Origin of the sequence: Microbacterium sp. Ag1, assembly GCF_001005635.1 — a bacterium.
GTDB lineage: Bacteria > Actinomycetota > Actinomycetes > Actinomycetales > Microbacteriaceae > Microbacterium > Microbacterium oxydans.
Genome location: NZ_LBCR01000027.1, coordinates 231,664 through 244,675 on the forward strand (window position 1 = coordinate 231,664; position 13,012 = coordinate 244,675).

9 protein-coding genes are annotated in these 13,012 nt (G+C 67.9%); 7 read left to right on the forward strand and 2 right to left on the reverse strand.

All coding sequences use genetic code 11. The features are described 5' to 3' along the window. Positions 1 to 36: 36 nt before the first annotated feature. A complete protein-coding gene (locus AAY78_RS07235) occupies positions 37 to 1,065 on the reverse strand; it encodes a LacI family DNA-binding transcriptional regulator (RefSeq protein WP_046747635.1) in 1,029 nt (342 codons plus the stop codon). Between the two features lie 127 nt (positions 1,066 to 1,192). Here AAY78_RS07235 and AAY78_RS07240 point away from each other — a divergent pair, with 127 nt between their 5' ends. From AAY78_RS07240 to AAY78_RS07270, 7 genes are all read left to right on the forward strand, one after another. Beyond that, positions 1,193 to 2,428, forward strand: a complete 1,236-nt coding sequence (locus AAY78_RS07240) for an amino acid ABC transporter substrate-binding protein (RefSeq protein ID WP_046747636.1) — start codon at positions 1,193 to 1,195, stop codon at positions 2,426 to 2,428. Positions 2,429 to 2,435: 7 nt separating this feature from the next. Next, complete coding sequence (locus AAY78_RS07245; RefSeq protein ID WP_046747637.1) at positions 2,436 to 3,320, forward strand: branched-chain amino acid ABC transporter permease; 885 nt, start codon at positions 2,436 to 2,438, stop codon at positions 3,318 to 3,320. Further along, positions 3,304 to 4,419: a branched-chain amino acid ABC transporter permease gene (locus AAY78_RS07250; RefSeq protein ID WP_231589676.1), complete on the forward strand. Its 1,116-nt coding sequence runs from the start codon at positions 3,304 to 3,306 to the stop codon at positions 4,417 to 4,419. The genes AAY78_RS07245 and AAY78_RS07250 overlap by 17 nt, the downstream gene beginning before the upstream one ends. After that, complete coding sequence (locus AAY78_RS07255) at positions 4,416 to 5,195, forward strand: ABC transporter ATP-binding protein (RefSeq protein WP_046747638.1); 780 nt, start codon at positions 4,416 to 4,418, stop codon at positions 5,193 to 5,195. The genes AAY78_RS07250 and AAY78_RS07255 overlap by 4 nt, the downstream gene beginning before the upstream one ends. Further along, the gene (locus AAY78_RS07260) at positions 5,185 to 5,937 is read left to right on the forward strand and encodes an ABC transporter ATP-binding protein (protein WP_046747639.1); all 753 of its coding nucleotides are present in this window, start codon (positions 5,185 to 5,187) and stop codon (positions 5,935 to 5,937) included. Before AAY78_RS07255 ends, AAY78_RS07260 begins: the two co-directional genes overlap by 11 nt. Positions 5,938 to 6,198: 261 nt before the next feature. Next, a complete protein-coding gene (locus tag AAY78_RS07265) occupies positions 6,199 to 10,317 on the forward strand; it encodes a PQQ-dependent sugar dehydrogenase (protein WP_231589677.1) in 4,119 nt (1,372 codons plus the stop codon). A gap of 139 nt (positions 10,318 to 10,456) precedes the next feature. After that, complete coding sequence (locus tag AAY78_RS07270; protein ID WP_052748684.1) at positions 10,457 to 11,755, forward strand: MFS transporter; 1,299 nt, start codon at positions 10,457 to 10,459, stop codon at positions 11,753 to 11,755. Between the two features lie 15 nt (positions 11,756 to 11,770). On the opposite strand, the gene AAY78_RS07275 is transcribed toward AAY78_RS07270, so the two are convergent. Next, entirely contained in the window at positions 11,771 to 12,988 is a 1,218-nt protein-coding gene (locus AAY78_RS07275) for an LCP family protein (protein ID WP_046747640.1), read from the reverse strand. Between the last annotated feature and the right edge of the window lie 24 nt (positions 12,989 to 13,012).

Consider the following 13,012-nt stretch of genomic DNA (forward strand, 5'->3'; position numbering starts at 1 on the left):
GTCGCGATATGACAGCCAGAAGTCGGACTGGGGCTGTCATATCGCGACGGGAGCGGTGCGCGGTGGGCCGGAGGAACCCCGCACGATCAGCTCGTGCGTGGTCTCGATCGTGCGAGCCTCATCGCTCGCGGGTCGGAGGATGAGGGACACCGCGTGCCGGCCCATGTCGAACATGGGGATCCGCGCGGTCGTGAGAGCCGGGGCCACATCGGCGGCCACGGCGATGTCGTCGAACCCGACGACGGACATCTCCTCTGGCACGCGGATGCCGTGCTGTCGCAGCTCGCTGAGGATGCCGATGGCCATGGCGTCGTTGAGCCCGACGATGGCCGTGACGTCGCGATCGAGCAGCTCCCTTGCGCCCTCGATGCCGCCTTCGCGGGTGAACGCGCGCGAGATGACGGTGAGCTCCACGCCGGTGCCGTCGGTGCCCTCGCGCAGCCCGGCGATGCGGTCGGCGACCGTGTTGAGGTCGAGGGGGCCGGCGACGACACCGATCCTGCGGTGCCCCAGCCCGGCCAGGTGACGCCCGACGGAGACGCCGGCGCCGTGGTTGTCCGGCAGCACGGCGTCGACGGGGAGGTGGTGTCGACCGATGACCGCGGCGCGTCCGCCGGCGAGGGTGAAGTCGAGGAGCGCTTCGGACATGCCCTGCTCGCGATCGGAGTCGGCGTACCCGGAACCCGCGATGATGATCGAGCCGACGCGCTGACGCAGCAGCGACTTCACCTGGGCGAGCTCGCTGTCGGGTGTGCGGTCGGCCTGCGCGATCTGCACCGAGCGGTTCTCGAGGGTCGCACTGCGGATGACGCCGCTGGCGATGTCGGAGAAGTACGGGTCGCCGATCTCGTGCACCACGAGCCCGATGGTCGGCACGAGCCCGCCGGCCAGGCCCCGTGCGTGCATGTTCGGCTCATAGCCGAGCTGCTTCGCGATCACGCGCACGTGTGCCGCCACCTCGGGGGAGATGCCCGAGCCGCCGGTCATCGCCCGGGAGGCACTCGCCAGGGAGACCCCGGCAGCCTCGGCCACGTCGATGAGTCGTGGCGCGCCCTCACGCTTCACGAAGCCTCCCCCTGAGGAGCAAGATCGACGCTGATTGCGCTGTAGGTTGCTCTTCGTTCTTCCGTCCCACTATAGTGGCGGAAGCGCTTACGAAAGCGCTTTCGCTACGATGACGTAGGAGACTCGGATGACTGCACCCAGACACGGTCGACGGATCGCTGCGGCGATCGGAACGCTCTCGATCGCCGCGCTCACGGTTACGGCCTGTTCCGGAACCGGCGACCAGGGTGGGGGAGGTGGCGCCGATGATCCCATCGTCATCGGCATTTCGCTTCCCCTCACCGGAGACTTCTCGGAGCCGGGGAAGGGCGTCGAGCGCGGGTACGAAGCCTGGCGCGACATCGTCAACGAGAACGGCGGACTGCTCGGGCGGCAGGTCGAGCTGAAGATCCTCGACGACCAGTCCAACGCCGACCGGGTCGTCTCCGACTACGAGTCGCTGATCGCGCAGGACGGCGTCGACCTCGTGTTCGGCCCGTTCTCCACTCGTCTCGTCGTCCCCTCCGCCCGCGTCGCGCAGGAGTACGGCATGTTGTTCGTCGAGCCGGCCGGTGCCGCGGAGGAGGTCTTCGAGCAGGGCTTCGACAACCTCTTCTACGCCGCCCCCGCGATCGCGAACGACCACTACAACAACCTCGCCGAGTACCTGCTGGCCCTTCCCGAGGACCAGCGTCCCGAGACCGCGGCCGTCGCGGCGATGGACGACCCCTTCGCGCAGGGCACTGCCTATGGCCTGCGCGACAAGCTCGAGGATGCGGGCGTCGATATCCTCGTGAACGAGGTCTACCCGCCCAACACCACCGACTTCTCCACGATCGCCGCGAAGATCGCGCAGTCGAACGCCGACATCGTGATCGGCGGGACGCAGTACCAGGACGCGGTCAACCTGATCATCGCGCTGCAGCAGCTGAACTATCAGCCCGAGCTCGCCGCGTTCTCCACCGCTCCCACCAACCCGGAGTTCGCGTCGGCGATCGGCGGCGCGACCGAGGGGATCCTGGCGCCGACCGGCTACTCGCCGAAGTCGCAGTTCCCGAGCAACGTCGAGTTCGTCGAGAAGTACACCGAGATGCACGGCAACCCGCCATCCGAGGATGAGGCGAACGCCTATACGACCGGTCAGGTCGTCGCGGCGGCGGTGGAGGCCGTGGGCTGCGCCGAGCAGGGCGACTGCCAGCAGAAGCTCATCGACTGGTTGCGCGACAACGAGGTCGAGACGGTCGTCGGTCCCCTCAGCTGGGACGAGACGGGCAAGCCCACCGGCGCCCACCTCATCCAGCAGTGGATCGACGGCGAGATCCTGATCGTCCTCCCCGAGGACGTCAAGGAAGCCGACTTCCTGTACCCGAAGCCGACGTGGTGATCTGCGCGTGAGTGGAGCACTGCTGCTGCAAAGCCTGATCCTCGGCATCCTGCTGGGAGGGCTCTACGCCCTCCTGGCGGCCGGGCTCACGCTGTACTTCGGGATCATGCGCGTCGTCATGATCGCGCACTCGGCCTTCCTCATCCTGGCCGCCTACCTCGCCTGGTGGTTCAACCGGGAGACGGGCATCGATCCGCTGGTGTCGCTCGTGGTCACCGTGCCGCTGTTCTTCGTGACCGGCGTCGTGATGCAGCGTCTGCTGGTGTCGAGGCTCAAGCCCCTGACCCTGACCATGATGTCGGTGCTGCTCACCTTCGCGGTGGCGCTCATCATCGAGGGAGCGCTCGGGTTCTTCTTCTCCGGCACCCAACGCCGCATCCCGCTGCCGTACGCGAGCGCGAGCCTCGAGGTCTTCGGCGCGCAGGTTCCGGTGGTCAAGCTCATCGCCTTCGGTCTCGCGGCCGTGGCCCTCGCCCTCCTGTTCGTGCTGCTCAAGTACACCAAGTTCGGCCAGGCGCTGCGGGCGACGATCCAGCACCCCGAGGCTGCACGGCTGGTCGGCATCAACACCGACCGCGTCGCCGGCTACGGATTCGGGCTCGGACTCGCGACGGCGGCGATTGGGGGCACCGCGCTCTCGCTCGACGCCACGATCTACCCCTCGCTGCACTGGCACTGGATCGGCCCGCTCATGGCGATCATCGTCGTCGGCGGCCTCGGCAGCATCCCCGGTGCCGCCATCGCCGCCCTCGTGCTCGGGGTCGCGCAGAGCCTGCTCCAGCTCCCGCTGGGGCCGACGTGGGCGCAGACGATCTTCTACGTCGCCCTGTTCGCCACGCTCATGTTCCGTCCGCAAGGTTTCTTCGGAGGTCGTCTTGCCCAGCGTTTCTAGCCGAGAGCCGATCGCCACCGAGACGGTCGTGATCGCTCCACCCGCCCCGGTCCGCAGGACCTCCACGAAGTGGGTGAACATCGTCCTCCTGATCGTGGGGGCGGCGCTCGTCCTCTCGTTCCCCACCATCGCCCCGAACCCCTACATCCTGTCGGCGGGCGTGGTGATCCTCAACTACGCCGTGCTGTCGACCGGGTGGAACTTCATGGGCGGCTTCACGGGGTACATCTCCCTCGGCCACGCCGCCTACTTCGGGCTCGGAGCCTATGGCACCGGGCTGCTGATCAAGTACCTCGACCTCCCGGGATTCCTGGCCTGGATCCTGGCCGCGGTCCTCGTGGCGGTCATCGCGATCCCGATCGGCATCGCGGCCCTCCGCGTGCGCGGAGCCTCGTTCGTGATCGTCTCGATCGCCTTCGTGCTGATCATGCTCCTGGTGTTCCAGAGCTGGCGGGATGTGACCGGCGGATCGGAGGGACTGAACGTCCCGCGTCCGTTCGACGTGCTGCGGCCGGAGCACCACCGCATCTTCTACTATCTGTTCGCCGGCCTCCTCGCGGTGGCCCTCGTGGCGTGGTGGATCATCGACCGGTCGAAGTTCGGCACGGCGCTGAAGTCCATCCGCGAAGACGAGGACAAAGCCCAGGCGCTGGGCGTGCCGACGACGAGGTACAAGCTGATCGCCTACGTGCTGTCGGCCCTGTTCGTCTCGCTCGGCGGCGGACTTTACGCCCTCTGGTTCGGCGACCTGGATCCGATCTTCCAGTTCTCGATCCTGATCGGCTCGTACATGGTGCTGATGGCGCTGCTCGGCGGGGTGCGGAACCTCTTCGGTCCCCTGCTCGGAGCGGTCGTCGTCGGCATCGCGCTGGAGTACTTCAAGCTCGAGTTCGGCGACACGCAGTTCCACCTGATCGCGACGGGCATCCTGCTCGGCATCGTCGTGCTCTTCATGCCGGACGGCATCATCCCGGCGGTGAAGGGCCTCTTCACCCGGTCGTCGAGCGCCGCGTCGATCCGTGAGGTGACCGCCGGCGAGCTGCTGGAGCAGAACAGGACGCGAACAGCGGATGCCTCGACGAAGGAGACGTCGTCATGAATGCCCCCACGGCTCAGCACACAGCCGCTCAGCCCACAGCCACGCTCGAGAGCCTCAGCACCGTCGCGATGACGAAGTCGTTCGGCGGCGTCACAGCGGTCGACGGCGCCACGGTCACGTTCCAGGAGGGCAAGGTCAACGGACTGATCGGGCCGAACGGCTCCGGGAAGACCACCTTCTTCAACTGCGTGACCGGCATGATCAAGCCGGACTCCGGAGAAGTGCGCTATCGAGGACAGGCGATCACGCGCAAGTCACCCGACCGCATCGCACGCGCGGGCATCGGACGCAGCTTCCAGCTGTGCCGGGTGTTCCCCCGCATGACGGTGATGGAGAACCTGCTCGTTGCCGTGCGCAGCACGAGCATCCGTCAGCAGCTGCGCTCGGCCCACGACCCCGATGAGCTGGAGCGGGCGCGCGGTTGGCTGCGGCGCGTCGGCATCGACCACCTCGAGCACGCCGAGGCGCGCAACCTCAGCTACGGCCAGCAGAAGCTGCTCGAACTGGCCGGCGTGCTCATGGGCGAACCCGACACGATCATGCTCGACGAGCCGGCAGGAGGTGTGAACCCCGCCCTCATCGGACGCATCGCCACCCTGGTGCGCGAGCTCAACGACGAGGGCAAGACGTTCATCATCGTCGAGCACAACATGGAGATGGTCATGAGCCTGTGCGATCACGTCGTGGTGTTCGACCGCGGTCGCCAGATCGCCGAGGGAACGCCGGAGATCATCCAGCAAGACCCGCGAGTCCTGGAGGCCTACCTTGGAGTCTGAAACGAAGAACCTGCTCGAGCTGCGTGACATCGAGGCGGGCTACGGACGTGCCGCTCTCGTGCTCAGGGGTCTCACGGTCGAAGTGCCACCGGGATCGGTGGTGTGCCTGGTCGGCCCGAACGGCGCCGGCAAATCGACCGTGCTCAAGGTGGCCAGCGGCATGCTCAAGCCCCGATCCGGACACATCACCGTCGACGGCCGGGACATCACGGGCGAGGGGCCGCAGTCGATGCTGCGTCACGGACTCGCGCACGTCTTGCAGGGGCACAGCGTCTTCCGCGAGATGACGGTCGGCGAGAACGTGATGCTGGGTGCCTTCACCCTGAAGGACCAGAAGGTCATCCAGGAGCGCGTCGAGTTCGTGCAGAACCTCTTCCCCATCGTGGGGGAGCGGTGGAAGCAGCTCGCGGGCCTCCTGTCCGGCGGTCAGCAGAAGCAGGTGGAGTTCGCGCGGTCGCTCATGGTCAGCCCCAAGGTGGTTCTGCTCGATGAGCCGTCGATGGGGCTCGACCCGAAGACGACCGAGAAGGTGTTCGAGCAGATCGTGCGGATGCGCGATGCAGGGACCGCCGTGCTGCTCGTGGAGCAGAATGCGCGGCGGGCCCTCGAGACCGCTGACATCGGGTGCGTCCTCGACCTCGGCCGGGTGCACATCTCGGGCCCCGCGTCCGAGCTGCTCGCCGACCCGACCCTGGCCGCACTGTATCTCGGCGGCAAACCTTCGGTCGCCGACGCGGGCTGATCCTCGGCGGAAGGAGGCAGTCGCTGCCTCCTTCCGCCTCTCTCGTCCATTCGGCGGAAGCGCTTGCGAGAGCGCTTCCGCCCTGAGCTGCAGTACCGCTTCACGTCTTCCCCGCTGCAGTGCCGCCCCGGGGAAGGGGCACGAACCATCGGCACGACACCGCACGACGACGACGTTGAGAGGTTTCTGATGCACGAACGAATCATGCGACCCGCAAGCTCGAGCACCCGGTCGGCGGCACCACCCCCTCGATCCTTCGGGGTGCGACGAACAGGTGCGCTGGTCGCTGCAGCGGCCGTCGTCGGAGCCCTGCTGACCGCGACGCCCGCTGCCGCAGCGGAGCCTTTCACCGAGCTGATCGATTTCGAGACGTACGAGCGCGTGGCGCTGAACGGTCAGGACGGATGGGCGGCGTCGGCGGCCCCGCGCGTGATCGCCGATCCGCTGAACGGCAACAACCAGGTCGTCGAGTCCGTCGGGGGAGGGCAGCAGTCGTATCGCGCCATTCCCGCCATCGCGGAGGGAGACACCGGCACACTGTTCTTCCGGTTCCTCCGCACCGGCAGCGTCGACACCTCGTTCGGGCTCACCGACGTGGATGCGCCGAACGACTACGCGAACAGTCGGGCCTACGTGAACAACCAGAACGACGACGTGCTGCGCGTGCGCGACGGCGGCGCCTTCAAGCCCGCCGGCGTGTGGTCGAAGGACGCCTGGCAGTGCGTGTGGATCGTCGCCGACAACGCGACCGACAAGGTCACCGTGTACAGCCAGGGTGGCGCGTACGAGGAGCAGACCCGCCTCCCGGAGGGGACAGAGCAGCAGTTCGGCTTCCGGCAGGCCGTGAACGGCGCGCTCGACCGGTTCTTCTGGAAGAACGGCGCCACGAGCACCGGGCGCCTGCTCCTCGACGACGTCGCGGTCGACAACACCGGGGAGAACCTCGCGATCGCGACGGGCAACCCCGGCGACTGCGCGCCCGGCGACACGGCGAGCGAGCCGCTGCTCAACCCGCTTCCCGACCCCGCACTCGCCGATCTCGGCATCGAGGTGACCGAGCTCGCGCAGCTGCCGAAGTCGCAGACGACGCCGGCCACGCAGGACCAGCGCCTGGTGCGCCATAACCGCATCACGCACCTCGATGAGGTGCCGGACGACTCCGGTCGGCTGATGGTCCCCGACAACAACGACATCCTCTACCTGGTCGACAAGGAATCGGGCGAGTACGTGCCGTACCTCAACGTCCGCAACGAGTTCATCGACAACTTCCACAACAGCGCGGGGCTCGGAACGGGTCTCGGATCCGCCGAGTTCCACCCCGACTTCGCCGAGAACGGGCTGTTCTACACCGTTCACACCGAGGGCGGCACGGCGCTGACCGAAGACACTCCCGACTTCCCGGCCTTCGGCACCACGGCATTCCACAGTGTGATCACCGAATGGAAGGCGAGCGATCCCTCCGCTGAGACCTTCTCGGGAACGCACCGCGAGGTGATGCGGATCCCCTTCGCCGGACGCGTGCACACCGTGCAGCAGATCGCGTTCAACCCGACCGTGTCCGCGGGCGACGCCGACTACGGCAACCTGTACATCCTCGTCGGCGACGGCGGCAACGGTGTGGGCAACGGCAACCCGCAGGACCTGGCGACGCCGCAGGGGAAGATCCTGCGCGTGAATCCGACAGGCGACGACAGCGAGAACGGCGAGTACGGCGTGCCGGGGGACAACCCGTTCGTCGACGAGGCCGGTGCTCTTCCCGAGATCTACGCCGTCGGCATGCGCGACCCGCACCGCATCAGCTGGGACCCCGAGGGTGACCACACCATGTACCTCGCGCACATCGGCGAATGGCAGGTCGAGTCGGTCTATGCCGTCGAGCCGGGAGACAACTTCGGCTGGTCGGTGCGCGAAGGCTCCTTCCTGGCGGAGAACCGACAGATCTTCCCGCTGCCGGAGGACGACGCCGAGAACGGCTTCACCTATCCGGTGGCCGCCTACGACCACAACCGCGACCCCGGTCAGACCGGTGACGCGGGAGTGGCCGTGAACGGCGGGTTCGTCTACCGCGGCGAGATCCCCGAGCTGCAGGGGCGATACCTCTTCACCGATCTGGTGCGCGGCTGGGTGCTCTCCACGGACGCCGCGGAGATGGTGCGCAATGACGGCGACATCGCCGACCTCGCCACGATCGAGGAGCTGCGAGTCTTCGCCGACGGCGTGGAGACCACGTTCCAGGAGCTGGTGGGCGACAAGCGCGTCGACCTGCGGTTCGGCTCCGATGCCGACGGCGAGCTCTACCTGGTGTCCAAGGCGAACGGCAAGATCTGGAAGGTGACGGGTGCGCGTTCGGTCGATGAGCCGGCCAACCCGTTCGTCCTCCCGGCGCTCGCGCCGAACCTCGTCACGCATCACGACTTCGATCACCCGGATGACGCGAAGCCGACGGTCGAGCTCGACCAGGGACGCTCCGGCACCCCCATCTCGCTGATCAACGGCGGAGTGGAGATGCGGGTCGCGGATCGCGCCTACCCGGGTGCGGGCGACGCGCTGCAGACGCAGCAGATGAGTCCGCGCACCGCCTCGAACGACGACTGGAAGGCGGGCATCTACGACGCGAAGGGTGTGGAGTCGCTCGACCGATTCGCCGATACCGACAAGGCGTCCGTCATGGGCTGGTTCAAGCCGACCGGTGACCACCCTGCCCTGAACTCGGGGACCGCGAATCCCGACGACGTGTACAACGCTATCGGCCTCGCGGGTGTGCTCACCGGCACCTCCGACGGACATGCCGTGCGGGCGCTGCTCGAGGTCATCACCGTCGACGGCGAACTCAAGCTCGTGGCACTCGGGCGCCGCGTCGACGGTGCCGGCTCCTGGACGTTCGCGGCTGACCTGCCCTGGAACGAGATCCTCAAGAAGGGGCAGTGGGTGCATCTCGCCGCGACCTTCGACTTCGCCGCGGGTGAGATGAAGCTGTTCATGAACGGCGAGGAACTCGCGGGGAAGTACACCGCGGCGAATCCGTGGGGAGAGGGGGCCACGTCAGACACCGCGCCGGCCGGCATCAAGATCGGCGGGAGCTTCCCGCAGAACACGAAGGAGGCCAACCCGTTCAACGGACGGATGGATGACATCATGCTGCTCGACACGGTGCCGACGCCGGAACAGGTCGCCGCGCAGTACGCGCTGTACGCGGTGCCGCCCGTCGTGCCGCCGGCCCCGCCCGCGTGCACTCCGGACGGGGAGACCCTCACCGATGTGATGGCGAAGGACGACTGGGCGCCGCGGACTCCGGCGAAGTGGAGTTTCCCCGGTGACGAGGTCGTGCTCACCGAGGCGGGAACCAACCCGAACGACGGGATCCGCCGACCGTTCGAGTACGCCGTGCTCACGCAGGGTGAAGAGCTCGGCTCGTTCGACCTCACCGGGCAGGTGCGGCTGGACGAGAAGGCATCGGTCAACAACCGCGACGTCATCATCGTCTTCGGGTGGAAGTCGGACACGGAGTACTACTACGCGCACCTCTCGCAGGACAACTCGATCTACCCGCACAACGGCATCTTCAAGGTGGACAAGGCCGACCGGGAGCGGATCGACGACCAGTGGGACGGCGCGGTCGGTGCACCGCCGGCGGTCACCGACGAGGAGTGGCACGACGTGCGCGTGCTCCGTTGTGCCGACAGCGGCGACATCGCCGTCTACGTCGACGGGCTCGACACCCCGCTGATGACCGCGAACGACAAGACCTTCCCCGAGGGGCGGGTGGGCTTCGGCTCGTTCGACAACTTCGGGCGTCTTCGCGACCTCTCGGTCACGGCCGCTGCCGAGGACACCACCGCACCCGTCGCGACCGTCAAGAGCGGGCCCGACTTCACGGTCGGACGTGACGGCGTCTACAGCAAGGTGTCGTTCAAGCTCCAGGATGCCGGCAAGATCGATCGGCTGACGCTCAACGGCGTCGAGAAGGATCTGACGAACGATGTCTGGTCCGACCTGAACTCGGTGGTGCCAGGGGCGTTCGGCGCAGTGGAAGGGTCCAACACGCTCGTTGTGTACGACGTGGCCGGCAACACGGCCACCGTGAACTTCACCCTCGATGTCACCGCCCCCACGGTCACGGTCAAGGACGGCGGACAGTTCACCGTCGGGGCCGACGGCGCCCACAGTCTGGTGTCGTACAAGCTCCACGACGCGGGCAAGGTGGATCGACTGACCCTCAACGGGGTGGCGAAGGATCTGACGGACAACGTCTGGTCCGACCTCAACTTCGTGAAGCCTGGAGCCTTCGGAGCCGTCGCCGGGGCGAACACCCTGGTCGTGTACGACGTCGCGGGAAACGCTGCGACCGTCCCGTTCACGCTGACGGCCACAGCCGGATAGCGGGGGTCCGGACAGCGGCAGTCCGGACAGCAGCAGTGGAGACTCGAGCCGGCACCGCCGGCTCGAGTCTCCACGCGCTCCGTCCTCGATAGCATGGCCGTTCCCCCCCCTTTCGCACGGCACACGAGGATGGTTCTGCGTGGCATCTCGGCTTTCGGAGACCGCGGAATCGTCGAGCAGACCGCTGTCCGCGTCGCGCTACATCCTCCGCTCCCGGCTCCTGCGCGGAGTCTTCATCAGCCTGGTCATCTCCGGTATCGGGATCTCCGTCACCGTCCCGCAGATCACGCTGTTCCTCGTGGGAGAGCTGCATCTGTCCACGGCTCAGGCCGGCCTCTACTTCCTGACCAACCTCACCGCGCCGATCGCCGGATACCTCGTGGGCTCACTGTCCGACCGCGCCGGCTCGCGACTGCTGGTCTTCCGGCTCTCCGCCATCGCGGGGTTCCTCGGATGGGTCCTGATGGCGGTCGCCATGCAGGCGTGGATGCCGTTCGCCATCAACATGCTGCTGCTGAGCACAGCCGGAGCGGGGGCGGCGCAGTTGCAGGCCGCGGTGCGGGACGAGCTCAACCGCAGGCCGACGCCCGCCGACAACGAGGTCGTCGCCGTGATGCGGATGGCCATGGCGTTCGGGTGGATCGTCGGGCCGGTCATCGGCGCCGTCCTTGGCGCTGTCATCGGTCTGCGTCCCCTGCTGCTCGTGACCGGCCTCTGCGTGCTGCTCTCGCTCGTGCCCCTCATCGGTGTGAAGTCCGACTCGGCCGCGGCACGGCGGGCGCTGTCCACGCCGATCCGTGAGCCAGGCCAGGCCGTCTCCTCGCCCACCGAGCCGCCCGTTCCGCACCCGCGCTCCATGTTGCCCCTCCTGGTCTTCACCGCGATCTACGTGCTCATCATGTGCGGTGAGACCGTGAAGCTCGCCTACCTGCCGCTGTACATGGACGGCGAGCTGCGCGTCGACGCCGGCGTGCGCGGGGCGATCATCGGCTTCCAGCCCCTCGTCGAGCTCCTCCTCATGCCGTTCGCCGCACGACTCGCGACACGCTTCGGCCTCGCCCGCGTGCTCACGGCAGGTGCGCTGATGGCGGTCGCCGCGCACATCTCCTATGCCGCGGCGGGCCAGATCACGCCGCACATCGTCCCGCTCATCGTGGGGCAGGTGCTGATGGCAGGAGTGATCGCCACCTTCGGAGTGCTGGGCATCACCGTGGCCCAACGCCTCGTCCCCACCCGCGTCGGCATGGCCACGAGCGTCTTCATGAGCTCCTATGCGATCAACGCCGCCGTCGGAGGTTTCGTGGGAAGCATCGGCTCGCTGTGGCTCGGCCTTCCCCAGCTGTTCTGGATCCCCGCCGCGATCTCCGCCGTCGGGGGCGTCGCGCTGCTCATCCTGAACTCCCGCGTTCCGCTCGATCCGCCCGCACGCGACCACTGACCTGTCGCGGCGCCGCTATCCGGCGTTCGGACGCACGCAGGTGTCCTGGGCCGCGCTCTGCCCGTCGACGTTCGACGGCAGGGTGTTCGCATCGGGCCGTGTCGTATCGGGCTGTGTCGTCTCCGGTGGCGTCGTCTCCGCGCCCTCGGAGTCGTCGGACGGCGGGGTGGCCGGCGGGGAGAGCTCGCTGCCACGGCCGGTGTGGTCGGAGCTGATGCTCACCGTCTCACCGGAGATCACCCGCTCCATCAGCGCGGCGGCCGACTGCTCGTCGGGGACGACGCGGTCACCCGCGGGAAGGTGCGGGTACGACACGAACGCGATGTTCTCGAGCGGCAGGTCGCTGAACACCTTCGCCATCGAGGCGAGCGTGCCGAGGTCGGCGAGCGGGGTCGACAGCGTCATGTTCCTGGTCGCCGCGTCGGCGATGCCGTACAGCTTCACCGGGTCGGTCAGGGTCGACTGGTCACGGAGCGTCCGCACGAGCGAGGAGAGGAACACCTGCTGGGTCGAGATGCGAGCCAGATCGCTCCCGTCCCCGATGCCGTAGCGCGAACGCAGAAGCGCCAGGGCCTGCTCGCCGCTGAGGTCGTAGGTCCCGGCCTCGGGGATCTCCAGTCCGGAGTGGCGATCGTGGACGGGGCCGGCGAAGCAGATCGGCACGCCGCCGACGGCGTTCGAGGCATCGATCACCCCCGTGAAGCTGATCTCCGCCGCGTAGGCGAGATCGATACCGGTGAGGGCCGTGACCGTCGAGGCGACGCAGCCCAGCCCGCCGCGGGAGAGCGACTCGTTGAACTGCACCCGGTGCCCCGCAGCCCACGTCTTCCCGGTGTCGGGATCGCTGCAGGAGGGCATGTCGACGAGCAGGTCGCGGGGGAAGGAGATCACGGTCGCCGCGTCGTGAGCGTCGTTCACGTGCAGCAGCAGGGTGACGTCGTTCCGGCTGCCTTCGACGTCTCCGCCCTCTCCGTACTGGGCTCCCTGCCCCGCGCGGCCGTCCGAGCCGACGAGCAGCACATCGAATGCGCCGTCGAAATCCGCCACGACGGGAGGCTCATCCGTACGGGCGGGGTGCAGTTCGACCGTGGTGACGTTCTGGGACAGCCGGAGCGCCGCGACGGCCACCGTGCCCCCGCCGATGACCAGGACCGCGACGGCGGCCAGGGTGAGGAAGCGCCGGAGGCGCCTCCGGCGCCGTCGGCTCGGAGCAGGAAGCGGGGGAAGACTCATGGGGAAGACCTCTCGGCATCGGCG